Origin of the sequence: Pseudomonas neuropathica (assembly GCF_051174785.1) — a bacterium.
GTDB classification, from domain to species: domain Bacteria; phylum Pseudomonadota; class Gammaproteobacteria; order Pseudomonadales; family Pseudomonadaceae; genus Aquipseudomonas; species Aquipseudomonas neuropathica_A.
Genome location: NZ_CP195111.1, coordinates 3,084,921 through 3,097,695, shown reverse-complemented (window position 1 = coordinate 3,097,695; position 12,775 = coordinate 3,084,921). Strand labels below are relative to the sequence as shown.

The following is a 12,775-nucleotide window of genomic DNA, read 5'->3' as shown; positions in this document are numbered from 1 at the left end:
AGCCAGTCATCAGCGCAAGATCACCGGCGCGGTATCGCGCGGCAGGTTACTGCGCTGTGGTGCTTCACGCGGCTGCTCGTAACCACCGCCACCGAGCTGCATGCTCAGTTGCCCGGCCACGTCCTCACCCAGCGCCTTCGACACGTCACGCACCACCCGAGGACGGTTCAGCGAGATCTTGATGTCGCGGTGGTTCACCAGTTTGGTGTCCTGCGCTTCGCCCATCGCCGTGAAGGCCGAGGTGATTTCGAAGGTCTTGGTGTTGATCAGGCTGAAGTCCGCCACCAGCGTCAGGCCCAGCACCGCCGAATAGCTGTCGGTGTTCGCCAGTTCGTTGACGTCCTGAGTGAAGTCGATGTCCGACACCGTACCAAACAGCACATAGTCGGCGCCTTTGAAGTTGCCGGCCTTGATGCGCTTGATCACGTCGTAGACGTCACCCTTGGACGACGCGGTGTACGGCGTGCCCTGCACCAGTTGGAACATGCCGGTACGCAGGATTTCACCTTTGATGTCGCCAGTGAATTTGCGCAGCTCGCCTTGCTCGATGTAGCTGGTGCTCGCTTCGATCTCGTTGTAGCTCGAAGAACCGCTGGAGCTGTAGTAACCCTCGCGATGATTGCTCTGGGCCGAAACGATGTGGATGTATTGCTCCACACGTTCCTGATAGGCCAGATCCGTCACCGCGACTTTCGGGGCCGCTTGCGCGCTGAACGCGCAAGCCAGGGCCATCATGCCAATCCATGCGCGCATCAATTAACGCTCCGTGGTTTTGCGGATCTCTTTTTCGTCCATCCACTCGGCCAGACCGCTTTCAACATCGATCAGTTGCAGGCTGAATTTGTAGAAGACGTCCTTGTAGTCGCTGCTGCGCTTGACGATCGAGCTGATCGAACCTTCGATGCGGTACTTGGCGGCAACCATGTTGCCCGTCTTGGCCACGGTGCTTTTCTTGTACAGACCGCTCTGGTTTTGCAGCTTGAGCTGATCAACCTGGCTTTGCATCGCGTTGTTGTCGCTGGCGAAGCGTGCCACACCGGTCTTCATCAGCTGGGTCTTGATGCTGGTGGTGATTTCGCGGGTATCGATGTACTCGCTGGTCTTGTTCTTCACGTCGTAGACCTGAACCACCGGACGGCCCTGCAGGATGCCGGACTGAGCCAGCGAGCGGGTCATCGATTCGGCGATCATTTGCAGGTCGGTCGAACCGAATTCGTTGGTCACGGTTTCAACCGCTTTGGTGTCGCCGTAGCTGATGTTCTTGCTGCCCAGGGTCGGCGAGGTGTTGGCGCAACCGGAGGCCAGCAGGGCGATGACGGCGATGCAGGAAAAGCGTGCAAACATGGGAGTGCTCTCTAAAACAGGAATAGGGTGGCAGGCTTACGGCGTCTTGATTTCCAGACGGAAGTCCACGGCTTTCGGGGTCGGGGCGATGCCTTGAATGAAGCTGGTCTGGGCGCCGTACATCATTTGGCTTTTCCAGACTTCTTCTTCGGCAATCGGGAAGCCTTCCGCGCCGAGCCAGGCGAAGCGGTAGTAGAACGTCTTGTTGCTGTTGAGGGTGTTGCTCAACTGCACATTGACGGTCATGAAACCGTTTTCGCGAGCGACGCGCATGGCGCCGACGACGATGTGTTTCTGCGGACCCATGGCCACGACTTTGCTCGCGGCGCTGCCCGGCTCCGGTGGTGGCGGGGTGGCGCAACCGCTCGCCAGCAAGGCGAGGGCGGCGACGGCGATGAGTTTGAAGCGCATGCAAAGACTCCGTTCTTAAGGTTGTTTGAGGCTGGCGACGTTGGTCGCGCTGGCGCTCGGGATGACGTGTGCGGCAAGACCACCGGCGAACACCTGGTTGCCCACGGCGCGCAAAGTGATCACTTGGTAACGCTGATCGACAGTCACCTTGACCACCGAGCCGCCCACGGCGCTTGGCAGGGTAACCTGATGCTCACCCTTTTTCAGACGCAGACGCACCACTTGGGTGTTGTCCGGCAGGGTGCGCCACGTACGGGTATCGGCACCTTCGAGCACAGCTGAAGAGATACCGACGGCGAGACCCGCCAGCGGGTTGGTTTCGTTGATCTGCTTCTGCGCAACACCCTTGGTGATTGCCCGCACGGTGGTGCGCAGGATGATCCCCGGCATGTCGTCACGCAGGGCCCGGCGGGACATCGCGGTGGTGCTGTTGAGCGCGGTCAGATCGACCTGCTGACCGTCGACGCCGATTTGCGCGAAAGTCGCCGTGGAGGTGTCAGGCTTGATGATCGGGAACGACAGCGGCGTGATCACCACATTGTTGGAGATCGGCAATGGCAGCGGCACGCGGATCGAGTCGCGGGCTGGCGCCAGACCACTCTGGACGACGATGAGAATGTCGCTGTCGTCGGATTTCCCCGGCTTGTCGAGGTTGACCAGCGCCTGTTCCAGCAGCGGCGTGTTCGGACGCAATTCGGCAGCCTTGCGGTAGCCCGGTGCAGCCAGGCCTTTTTCGCCCAGGGCTTCATAGACGAAACCGGACAGGTAATGGCTGAACGCACTCTGGTAGCTGTTTTTCAGACCGACCACTTCCGGCGCGTCGAGACTGGCGACCGGATAGCCCTGCAGGTCTTTGTACTGCGTCTTGATGCCTTCTTTCTCGGCCTCTTCTTCGCTCTTGAGGTATTCCTTGTCACGCAGCTCGGCGATCACCGCTTCGCGCTCGTGAGTCTTCTTGATTGCGGTACGCGCGCCGTCGAAGTCATTGATTGCCAGCAGGTTCAGGGCCATCTGCGTGGTCAGCATGACTTTTTCGTAGTCGTAGCCTTCGTAGCGACGCACTTTGTCGTTGACCAGGAAACTGCCGAATTGAGCCAGGTACTTGTCGGTGTCGAGCTTGACCGAGTCTTCCCACTTGCCAACCACCTGGTCGGCGCTGGTCCAGGCATTCTGGCTGCCGGACAGATCGCCCTTGGCGCGCAGCAATTCACCTTTCTCGAAGTAATAGAGCAGGTCTTTGTCAGGGCCGGTGTTGTTCTTTTCCAGCAGGGTCAGCGCGGCGTCGACGTTGCCGGTGGCCAGTTGCTGATTGGTCTGGGCCAGTTCGGAGTCGTAGTTGCGAAACGCCGAACAGCCGGAGAGCAGAGTGACGGCGCTGAGCGCGATCAAGGTGGGAGCGCGGAAAACCATGGGGTACTTCTTCCCTGAGTAGCTGATTTAACTGCAGCCGCGTGTGCTGGTCGGGCTGATGTGACCCATCGACAGGGCGTTGGCCTCCTGCCAATTCCTCGTTACCGGAGGAGCTTTTGTGCCGGCTCGCATGGCGAGGGCGCGGCATTATAGGCGTGACGTAGTGGCTATGTAATTGCTTTTTGATTGCATGTGTTTGGTGGTGTGCCATTACTTGTCAGGCGTCGGCGTTTTTTCCGGCAACGGAGTGTCCCGCGGGACGAAAGCCGAACCCACCGTATATGTCTGATCCCGGAACACTCGCAGATGCAGAATCTGGTGGTCTTGGTCGACGCGTAATTGAAACGGGTAATCAGTCGGTGGAATTGGCAATCGAAACGTATGCAAACCTTTTTTCAGGCGCAGGCGGGCGATCAGTGTTTTGTCCGGCAGCGCCCGCCAGGTTCGCGTGTCAGCTTCTTCAAACGGGTCATGCTGGGTGACTGTCAGCGAAGCCTTGGCCGGATTGCGCTCGTTCTCCTGAGCCTGACTGATGGCGGCCATGTTGGCGCGGAACATCGCCCGCGAGATGATTGCCGGCATATCATCGCGTAATGTGCGGATGGACATGTCGGTGACGCTGTTGATCACGGTCAGCGGCTGTTTTCGACCATCCACCGTGACATGACTGAAGCCGGGGGTCACGGTGTCCGGCACCATCACCGGAAAAGAAATCGGCGCGACGATGACCAGATTTTCGTTCAGGCGCACAGGAATAGGCACTTGCACCGAACTGCGGGCAGGTGCCAGGCCACTCTGAATAATGATCAACACATCGCTTTCATCGGTTTTCGCGATGGGCTTGTCGAGATTGCGCAAGGCTTTTTGCAGAAAGGGCAGGTCCGGGCGCAATTCGATCGCTTGGCGATAGCCGGGGGCCGCGAGGTTTCGCTCGCCCAAGGCCTCGTAAGTGAAGCCAGCCAGATAATGGCTGAAAGCACTCTGATAGCCGTTCTTCAGCTCTACCACATTCGGCGCGTCAAGAATGGCCACGGGGTAGCCTTGCAGATCCTTGTAACGCAAGACGATGCCGTGGGTCTTGGCTTGTTCTTCGGCTTCTTCGTATTGTTTTTCCCGCTGCCGGGCGATCAGTGCTTCGCGTTCGTGGGTTTTCTTGATGTCGGCGCGTGCCCCGTCGAAATCGTTGATGGACAACTGATTGAGGGCCATTTGCGTGGTCAGCATGACCTTTTCGTAATCGTAGCCTTCGTAGCGCCGCAACTTGTCGTTGACCAGCATGGTGCCCATTTCATCGCCGAACCGTGCCAGCAACTTCATGGCGCCTGACGGGTTGGCTTCTTCATGCTGGAAGATCATCCGGTCAGCACTGCGCCACGCTTGCTGACTTTCGGGCAGGGCGCTGCCAGCGCTGAGGATGGCGCCTGTTTCCAGGTAATACAGCAGATCCTTGTCTTCCCACGGGTTGTGCATCTCGACCAGCGCCAGTGCACCGGTAAGGTTGCCCTTGGTCATCTCGTCGGTGGTTTGCTGCATTTCCTGATCGTAATCGCGGTAAGCCGCGCAACCGTTCAATAAAGGAGCAGTGGCGAGCAGGACGAGCAACGGGATGATCCGCATAAACGGGTGTGTCTCCTTGAGCCGAAATGTTGAGGGCGCGCGCAGTATAGTGGCGGATGCTGGCCAATGGCTGTGATTCAGGTTGGGGGCCGATGTGCGCCGATCAAGGACCCTGTCACTGCGGCAATCCTCGGCGATAGTGCGGTTTTCGTCTGCCGGGCATATCCGCCCAATAAAAGCGAAAAACCGACAAAGCTTGAGAGAAAAGTCTGCGAAGTGAACAATATGTAACTTCGCATTTCCATTTGAGATCCGTTCATGACTGCCTCGTCCCGAATTCTGGCCTGGCTGGTGCTCCCATTGTTTGCCTTGAGCAGCTTCAATCTGCTGGCCGATACCGTGGAAGGCGCGCCGCAAGCGCTGCACCTGCTCGATTACATCAGTGCGGATTACCCGCCGACGGTAGCGGCGGGCAAGGTTGTCGATGATTCTGAATACCGCGAGCAACTGGAGTTTACGCAGGCGCTGCAAGGCTTGATCGCCGGCATGCCGGCCAAGCCTGAAAAAGCTGCGCTGGAGCAAGGTGTCAGCGCTTTGAAGGCGGCGATCATCGCGAAGCAGGATGGCGCCGAAGTGGCCCGTCAGGCGCGGCAACTGGGCGCACAACTGGCGGTGGCATATGAAGTCAGCCAGGCACCGATCATCACCCCCGATCCCACCCGAGGCGCTCCACTCTATGCGCAGAACTGCTCGGTGTGCCACGGCGACAGCGGCGCCGGTGACGGCCCGGCGGGACTCGGCATGACCCCGCCGCCGGCCAATCTGCGGGATGCGGCGCGGTTGGATCACTTGAGTCTGTATGCGATCTACAACACCCTCGGCCAAGGCGTCGAAGGCACTGATATGCCGGCGTTTGCCGATCAGCTCGATGATCGACAGCGTTGGGATCTTGCCACCTACATCGCCGGTTTCAGCGCCGATCCTACGGCGGCCAATGCCGAGAAGACCTACAACATCGCCGATCTGGCGCGCCAGACACCGGCCGAAGTGCAGGCCGTCGATGGCGCGCAGGCCGCAGCGACGTTCCGTGCGCAACGCGCGCAGCCGCCGCAGGTCAAGCGTGGCCCGGCGCAGTTGCTCGACTACACCGCTGCAACGCTGGACAAGAGTCTGGCCGCGTATCGCGCCGGAGAGCACGATCAGGCCTACGACCTGTCGGTCGCGGCCTATCTGGAAGGCTTCGAACTGGTCGAGAGCTCACTGGATAACGTCGACGCCAATGTGCGCAAGGACACTGAAAAGTCCTTGATGGCCTATCGACAATCGTTGCAGGACGGCTTGCCGGTCGAGCAGGCCGAGCAGCGTCTGGACGCGGCCAAGGCGAAGTTGAAGGAGTCCGCCGGGTTGCTCGGCAGTGATGGCCTGAGCTGGTCGCTGAGCTACATCTCCGGCCTGCTGATTCTGCTGCGCGAAGGCCTAGAAGCGATTCTGGTGCTGGCGGCGATCCTCGCTTTCCTGCGCAACACCGGCCAGCAGTCGGCGGTGCGTAGCGTCAACGTCGGTTGGGGCCTGGCACTGCTGGCCGGCCTCGGCACCTGGGCGCTGGCGGCGTATGTGATCGACGTCAGCGGCTCGCAGCGTGAACTGCTCGAAGGCGCGACGGCGCTGTTTGCCAGTGTCATGGTCTTGTGGCTGGGCGTGTGGATGCACGACCGCCGGCATGCTGCGGCCTGGCAGGATTACATCAAGAGCAGCCTGGTCGGTGGCGGCGGGCGTTTCGGTTTCGCGATTCTGGCGTTCTTCTCGGTATACCGCGAGTTGTTCGAAGTGATCCTGTTTTACGAAACCCTGTGGCTGCAGGCCGGTCCAGCCGGGCATGACGCGGTGCTCGCGGGTGGCGCAACGGCGCTGGTGTTGCTGGTTGGTCTGGCTTGGGTGATTCTGCGCGGTTCGGCGAAGCTGCCGCTGACGCTGTTCTTCAGCATCAACGCGGCGCTACTGTGCGCGCTGTCGGTGGTGTTTGCCGGGCATGGTGTGAAGGCGTTGCAGGAAGCCGGGATCTTCGGCACGCGGCCGGTGGCGTTCTTTGAATTCGACTGGCTGGGGATTCATGCCGATGCGTATTCGTTGACGGCGCAGGCGGTGGCGATTCTGGCGATTGTTGTGCTGTATGGGCGTAGCTGGGTGGCGGAAAAGCGGCGGGTAGTCGCCTAAAAAAGCATTCGCTGCGCTCATATTCGCGAGCAGGCTCGCTCCCACAGGGTTTACGCGTAACCTGTGGGAGTGACGGTGCGACGATTCGACCTGCTCGCGAATTGTTTTTGGAGGTTAGAAAAATGCGTGTATGGATCGATGCCGACGCCTGCCCGCGAGCGGCGAAGGATCTGGTGGTGAAGTTTGCCCTCAAGCGTCAGTTTGAAGTGGTGCTGGTGGCCGGGCAGCCGCAGATCAAGCCGGGGCTGGCCATCGTCAAACTGATCGTGGTGCCGAGCGGCCCGGATGCGGCGGACGATTATCTGGTCGAGCACGCGGTACCGGGTGAGCTGGTGATTTGCAGCGATATTCCATTGGCCGATCGTTTGGTGAAGAAGGGCGTCGCGGCGCTGGATCCACGCGGCAAGGAGTTCGATGCGCAGAACATGGGCGAGCGCTTGGCCGTGCGCAACCTGTTCACCGATCTGCGCGAACAGGGCCAGATGAGCGGCGGACCCGCGCCGTTTGGCGATCGCGAAAAACAGGCGTTTGCCAATGCGCTGGACCGGATTCTCACCCGACTGACGCGCAAAACTTAAGCCCTACACAAATCCTCTGTGGGAGCGAGCCTGCTCGCGAATGCGTTGTATCAGACAACATAGAGTTGAATGACACACCGCCTTCGCGAGCAGGCTCGCTCCCACCTTTGGTTTTGTACGCAGTTGGGGATCAGGCGTCGTTTTCGTGGGTCAGTTCGAGGACGCGATCCACGAGCTTGTTGATCCCCGAAGCCGCCTCACTGATGTTCTGCGCCAGCATGTAAGCCGGGGTCGTCACCAGTTTGCGCGCCTTGTCTTCGATAATCTCCGTCACCGCACAGTCTTCGTGAGTGGCGCCCATCTTGTTCATCGCTGTGGCCGTGTCGGCATCATTGCCGATGGTGCAGGTCACGCCCGGGCCATAGATCTTCGCCGCCAATGCCGGGGAAATGCACATCAGGCCCACCGGTTTGCCTGCTTCGGCAAACGCCTCGGCCAGCGCCAGCACTTCCGGCTGCACGCTGCAGCCCGCGCCTTCAACGGCAAAGTTCGAAAGGTTCTTCGCCGCACCAAACCCACCCGGCACGATCAGCGCATCGAAGTCATCGACGTCGGCTTCGCGGATGTCTTTGATGTTGCCGCGAGCAATGCGCGCCGATTCCACCAGAACGTTGCGCGACTCGGGCATTTCTTCGCCGGTCAGGTGGTTGATCACGTGCAATTGCGCGATGTTCGGGGCGAAGCATTGTACCTGCGCGCCGCGTTGGTCGAGGCGCAGCAGGGTGATCACGCTTTCATGGATTTCGGCGCCGTCGTACACACCACTGCCGGACAGGATCACTGCAACTTTTTTGCTCATGGGTTTCTCTCCAGATTCATGGCGCTAAATGTCCACTAAATTGTCGCGCGTTGCCATAGGCTCAAGGGGTGGCTGCACCTGCATGGAACACCTTCTACATGGATCGCAACGACGGCGAGGTGTTCATTATTTGCGGTTGCCTGCTGCGTAACGAGCGGGAGATTTTTGGCGTGAGAACGCCGCTGGCGAACTTGAATGCGCCAGAGCAGCGAGGATAAAAGTGACGTATCTGACTGAAAGGGTCAGCTGGCCCGCTCAGTGCCGGCGGGCTGTAGCCAGTCGCCAGCGAGTTACTCGGCGGGCGTCTTCGGTTCGGCAGGTTTGGCCACTTCGGCTTGATTCAGCAGTGCAGCTTTCGCGGCTTGCTCGTCGGCGTAGACCTGTTTGGCCAGCCGCGCATTCTTGAAGCGGCGGCGCAGCCACAGGCCAACGCCAAGAATCAGCAGCGCGCCGAGCACCCACAGTTCGTACTTCTTGATGCTGCCGAGCATGCCTTCCAGCACCGCGCCGAAGTGGTAAGCCGCAGCGGCCAGCGCCGTGGCCCAGATCGCTGCACCGATGCCGTTGAGCAGCAGATAACGTCCCGGCGGATAGCCCGATAGGCCGATCGCCACCGGCATCACCGTGCGCAGACCGTAAACGAAACGGAAGCTCAACACCCAGATGTCCGGATGCTTGCGAATGTGCTCCAGCGCGCGGTCACCCATCAACTGCCAGCGCGGTTTGCGCGCGAGCAATTTGCGCCCGTGCTTGCGTCCCAGGAAGTACCACAGCTGATCGCCGGCATAGCTGCCGAAAAACGCCACGACCACCACCAGGTTGATGTCCATGTATCCACGGAACGCGAGGAAGCCCGCGAGCACCAGAATGGTTTCGCCTTCGAAGAACGTGCCGAGAAACAAGGCAAAGTAGCCAAAGTCATGCAGAAATTGTTGGAGCATTGTCTGGGTGCTGGCGAAATGAACGCGCAGCCTAACCCTTCGGACACATTCATGAAAGTGTCCAAATGTGTCTCGACGTGAACAATTCCTACACTGACAATGGAATGCGGCTACATGTCACGGGGCACACATAACTGTCATCTGTTCGTCATAATGGCCGTCTATAACTGTCACGCTCGCCCGTTTGCGCGGGCTCAGGAGTCCGCCGTGAGCTTTACCCCTGCCAATCGTCTGTTCCCTGCCACTCGCCTGCGTCGCAACCGTCGTGATGATTTTTCGCGTCGGCTGGTGCGGGAAAATGTGCTGACGGTCGATGACCTGATCCTGCCGGTGTTCGTGCTTGACGGTGAAAACCGCCGCGAAGCCGTGGCCTCGATGCCCGGGGTAGAGCGGCTGACCATCGATTTGCTGCTCGAAGAAGCGGCCAAGTGGGTCGAGCTGGGGATTCCGGCGCTGGCGCTGTTCCCGGTCACTCCAGCCGAACTGAAATCCCTCGACGCCGCTGAAGCCTGGAATCCTCAAGGTATCGCCCAGCGCGCCACCCGTGCACTGCGTGAGCGCTTCCCGGAACTGGGGGTGATCACCGATGTTGCGCTGGATCCGTTCACCACTCACGGCCAGGACGGCATTCTCGACGACGAAGGCTACGTACAGAACGACATCACCGTTGACGCCCTGGTCCGTCAGGCGCTGTCCCATGCCGAAGCCGGCGCTCAGGTTGTCGCGCCGTCGGACATGATGGATGGTCGCATTCAGGCAATCCGCGAAGCACTGGAAATCGCCGGTCACGTCAATGTGCGGATCATGGCCTACTCGGCCAAGTACGCCAGTGCCTATTACGGCCCGTTCCGTGATGCGGTCGGTTCGGCGTCGAACCTCGGCAAGGCCAACAAGGCCTCCTATCAGATGGATCCGGCCAACAGTGACGAAGCGCTGCACGAAGTGGGTGCGGACTTGTCTGAAGGCGCGGACATGGTCATGGTCAAACCGGGCATGCCCTATCTGGACATTCTTTTCCGGGTAAAAGATGCCTTCAAAGTGCCGACCTTCGTCTATCAGGTCAGCGGCGAATACGCCATGCACATGGCGGCGATCCAGAATGGCTGGTTGAGCGAGGCGGTGATTCTTGAATCACTGACCGCCTTTAAACGTGCCGGCGCTGATGGCATCCTGACTTACTTTGCTGTCCGCGCCGCTCAATTGTTACGAGAGCAGAAATAGCCCTCCCAGGAACATTCAATGAATACCGAAGGACTCACGGAAGTTGCAGTAAAAGAAGCTCAACCGGTGGTCGAGCAAGTCACCGAGACCCCACCGGAGCTGGAGCCTGCGCCACCCGTGCCAGTCGCCGAACCTGTCGTGGCGGCACCAGTGATTGCGATCCCGGGCCTGGATGACAGCAGCCTGTACATCCACCGTGAGCTTTCGCAACTGCAATTCAATATCCGCGTGCTGGAACAGGCGCTGGACGAGTCCTATCCGCTGCTGGAACGCTTGAAGTTCCTGCTGATCTTCTCCAGCAACCTCGACGAATTTTTCGAGATCCGCGTCGCCGGTCTGAAGAAGCAGATCACCTTCGCCCGTGAACAGGCCGGTGCTGACGGCTTGCAGCCGCATCAAGCGCTGGCGCGGATCAGCGAGCTGGTGCACGGTCACGTTGATCGTCAGTACGCGATCCTCAACGACATCCTGTTGCCGGAGCTGGAGAAGCACCAAGTGCGCTTCATCCGTCGCCGCCACTGGACGACCAAGATCAAAACCTGGGTGCGCCGCTACTTCCGCGACGAGATCGCGCCGATCATCACGCCGATCGGCCTCGACCCGACGCACCCGTTCCCGTTGCTGGTGAACAAGAGCCTGAACTTTATCGTTGAACTGGAAGGTATCGACGCCTTCGGTCGCGACTCCGGTCTGGCGATCATCCCCGCGCCGCGCCTGCTGCCACGGATCATCAAGGTGCCGGAAGAAGTCGGCGGCCCCGGCGACAACTATGTATTCCTGTCGTCGATGATCCACGCCCACGCCGATGACCTGTTCCAGGGCATGAAGGTCAAGGGCTGCTACCAGTTCCGTCTGACCCGAAACGCCGACCTGGCGCTCGACTCCGAAGACGTCGAAGACCTGGCCCGCGCGCTGCGTGGCGAGTTGTTCTCGCGTCGCTACGGCGATGCGGTACGTCTGGAAGTCGCCGACACTTGCCCGAAACATCTTTCGGACTACCTGCTCAAGCAGTTCAACCTGAGCGAGAGCGAGCTGTATCAGGTCAACGGCCCGGTCAACCTGACGCGGCTGTTCAGCATCACCGGTCTGGACAGCCATCCGGAGCTGCAATACACGCCGTTCACCCCGCAGATCCCGAAACTGCTGCAGAACAGCGAAAACATTTTCAGCGTGGTCAGCAAGCAGGACATCCTCTTGCTGCACCCGTTCGAGTCGTTCACCCCGGTGGTTGACCTGCTGCGTCAGGCGGCGAAGGATCCGCACGTTCTGGCTGTGCGCCAGACCCTGTACCGCTCTGGTGCCAACTCCGAGATCGTCGATGCGCTGGTGGATGCCGCGCGTAACGGTAAGGAAGTGACGGCGGTCATCGAGCTGCGCGCCCGGTTTGACGAAGAATCCAACCTGCAACTGGCCAGCCGTCTGCAAGCGGCCGGTGCGGTGGTGATTTATGGTGTGGTCGGCTTCAAGACCCACGCCAAGATGATGCTGATCCTGCGTCGCGAGGCTGGCGAGATCGTGCGTTATGCGCACCTTGGCACCGGTAACTACCACGCCGGCAACGCCAAGCTGTACACCGACTATAGCCTGCTGACTTCCGACGACGCCTTGTGCGAAGACGTCGGCAAACTGTTCAGCCAGCTGATCGGCATGGGTAAAACCCTGCGCATGAAGAAGCTGCTGCATGCGCCGTTCACCCTGAAGAAGGGCATGCTCGACATGATCACCCGCGAGACGCAATTTGCGCTCGACGGCAAACCGGCGCACATCATTGCCAAGTTCAACTCGCTGACCGATCCGAAGATCATCCGCGCGCTGTACAAGGCCAGCCAGTCAGGCGTGCGCATCGATCTGGTGGTGCGTGGCATGTGCTGCCTGCGTCCGGGCATCGCCGGGGTTTCGCACAACATCCATGTGCGCTCGATCATCGGCCGCTTCCTTGAGCACACCCGAGTGTTCTACTTCCTCAATGGCGGCGACGAGCAGATGTTCCTCTCCAGCGCCGACTGGATGGAGCGCAACCTCGACAAGCGCGTCGAGACTTGCTTCCCGGTGGAGGGCAAGAAGCTGCTGACCCGCGTGAAAAAAGAGCTGGAGCTGTACCTGACCGACAACACCCACAGCTGGAGCCTGCAGTCGGATGGCCGTTACATCCGCAACACGCCGACCGGTAACCAGAACCCGCGCAGTGCGCAGGCAACGTTGCTGGAGCGGTTGGGCAGCCCGATTTTGCCAGTGAGCAGTTGAGGTCTTAAAGGTCAAAAGCCCCTCACCCTAACCCTCTCCCGGAGGGAGAGGGGACT

11 protein-coding genes are annotated in these 12,775 nt (G+C 60.0%); 4 read left to right on the top strand and 7 right to left on the bottom strand.

What is annotated here, in order from left to right; translation table 11 throughout:
- Positions 1 to 9: 9 nt before the first annotated feature.
- From ACRRSD_RS14120 to ACRRSD_RS14100, 5 genes are all read right to left on the bottom strand, one after another.
- Positions 10 to 753: a penicillin-binding protein activator LpoB gene (locus tag ACRRSD_RS14120; protein ID WP_435038419.1), complete on the bottom strand. Its 744-nt coding sequence runs from the start codon at positions 751 to 753 to the stop codon at positions 10 to 12.
- 3 nt (positions 754 to 756) lie between these two features.
- Positions 757 to 1,344 carry a penicillin-binding protein activator LpoB gene (gene lpoB / locus ACRRSD_RS14115; protein ID WP_016772610.1) on the bottom strand — a complete coding sequence of 196 codons (588 nt, stop codon included), beginning with the start codon at positions 1,342 to 1,344 and terminating at the stop codon, positions 757 to 759.
- A gap of 36 nt (positions 1,345 to 1,380) precedes the next feature.
- Positions 1,381 to 1,755, bottom strand: a complete 375-nt coding sequence (locus ACRRSD_RS14110) for a YcfL family protein (protein ID WP_095119853.1) — start codon at positions 1,753 to 1,755, stop codon at positions 1,381 to 1,383.
- A 15-nt stretch (positions 1,756 to 1,770) separates the two neighbouring features.
- Positions 1,771 to 3,165, bottom strand: coding sequence for a COG3014 family protein (locus tag ACRRSD_RS14105; protein ID WP_435038418.1), 1,395 nt, complete (start codon positions 3,163 to 3,165; stop codon positions 1,771 to 1,773).
- Positions 3,166 to 3,375: 210 nt separating this feature from the next.
- Positions 3,376 to 4,782, bottom strand: a complete 1,407-nt coding sequence (locus tag ACRRSD_RS14100; RefSeq protein ID WP_435038417.1) for a COG3014 family protein — start codon at positions 4,780 to 4,782, stop codon at positions 3,376 to 3,378.
- Positions 4,783 to 5,040: 258 nt separating this feature from the next.
- Here ACRRSD_RS14100 and ACRRSD_RS14095 point away from each other — a divergent pair, with 258 nt between their 5' ends.
- Both ACRRSD_RS14095 and ACRRSD_RS14090 read left to right on the top strand, forming a co-directional pair.
- Positions 5,041 to 6,936 carry an FTR1 family protein gene (locus tag ACRRSD_RS14095; RefSeq protein ID WP_435038416.1) on the top strand — a complete coding sequence of 632 codons (1,896 nt, stop codon included), beginning with the start codon at positions 5,041 to 5,043 and terminating at the stop codon, positions 6,934 to 6,936.
- Between the two features lie 122 nt (positions 6,937 to 7,058).
- Positions 7,059 to 7,514 carry a YaiI/YqxD family protein gene (locus ACRRSD_RS14090; protein WP_221730814.1) on the top strand — a complete coding sequence of 152 codons (456 nt, stop codon included), beginning with the start codon at positions 7,059 to 7,061 and terminating at the stop codon, positions 7,512 to 7,514.
- Between the two features lie 130 nt (positions 7,515 to 7,644).
- Here the strand turns inward: ACRRSD_RS14090 and elbB are convergent, their stop codons facing one another.
- Together elbB and ACRRSD_RS14080 are read right to left on the bottom strand one after the other, a co-directional pair.
- Positions 7,645 to 8,313, bottom strand: coding sequence for an isoprenoid biosynthesis glyoxalase ElbB (gene elbB / locus ACRRSD_RS14085; protein WP_038359087.1), 669 nt, complete (start codon positions 8,311 to 8,313; stop codon positions 7,645 to 7,647).
- 290 nt (positions 8,314 to 8,603) lie between these two features.
- Entirely contained in the window at positions 8,604 to 9,254 is a 651-nt protein-coding gene (locus ACRRSD_RS14080) for a DedA family protein (RefSeq protein ID WP_134175996.1), read from the bottom strand.
- 207 nt (positions 9,255 to 9,461) lie between these two features.
- Here ACRRSD_RS14080 and hemB point away from each other — a divergent pair, with 207 nt between their 5' ends.
- Both hemB and ppk1 read left to right on the top strand, forming a co-directional pair.
- Entirely contained in the window at positions 9,462 to 10,475 is a 1,014-nt protein-coding gene (gene hemB, locus ACRRSD_RS14075; protein WP_435038415.1) for a porphobilinogen synthase, read from the top strand.
- Between the two features lie 18 nt (positions 10,476 to 10,493).
- Positions 10,494 to 12,719, top strand: coding sequence for a polyphosphate kinase 1 (gene ppk1 / locus ACRRSD_RS14070; RefSeq protein ID WP_435038414.1), 2,226 nt, complete (start codon positions 10,494 to 10,496; stop codon positions 12,717 to 12,719).
- The last annotated feature ends 56 nt before the right edge of the window (positions 12,720 to 12,775 follow it).

Bases quoted from the DNA above. Each gene is read 5' to 3' on its own strand.
- ACRRSD_RS14120 (WP_435038419.1), bottom strand. From the start codon at position 753: ATGCGCGCATGGATTGGCATGATGGCCCTGGCTTGCGCGTTCAGCGCG.
- lpoB (WP_016772610.1), bottom strand. From the start codon at position 1,344: ATGTTTGCACGCTTTTCCTGCATCGCCGTCATCGCCCTGCTGGCCTCC.
- ACRRSD_RS14110 (WP_095119853.1), bottom strand. From the start codon at position 1,755: ATGCGCTTCAAACTCATCGCCGTCGCCGCCCTCGCCTTGCTGGCGAGC.
- ACRRSD_RS14105 (WP_435038418.1), bottom strand. From the start codon at position 3,165: ATGGTTTTCCGCGCTCCCACCTTGATCGCGCTCAGCGCCGTCACTCTG.
- ACRRSD_RS14100 (WP_435038417.1), bottom strand. From the start codon at position 4,782: ATGCGGATCATCCCGTTGCTCGTCCTGCTCGCCACTGCTCCTTTATTG.
- ACRRSD_RS14095 (WP_435038416.1), top strand. From the start codon at position 5,041: ATGACTGCCTCGTCCCGAATTCTGGCCTGGCTGGTGCTCCCATTGTTT.
- ACRRSD_RS14090 (WP_221730814.1), top strand. From the start codon at position 7,059: ATGCGTGTATGGATCGATGCCGACGCCTGCCCGCGAGCGGCGAAGGAT.
- elbB (WP_038359087.1), bottom strand. From the start codon at position 8,313: ATGAGCAAAAAAGTTGCAGTGATCCTGTCCGGCAGTGGTGTGTACGAC.
- ACRRSD_RS14080 (WP_134175996.1), bottom strand. From the start codon at position 9,254: ATGCTCCAACAATTTCTGCATGACTTTGGCTACTTTGCCTTGTTTCTC.
- ppk1 (WP_435038414.1), top strand. From the start codon at position 10,494: ATGAATACCGAAGGACTCACGGAAGTTGCAGTAAAAGAAGCTCAACCG.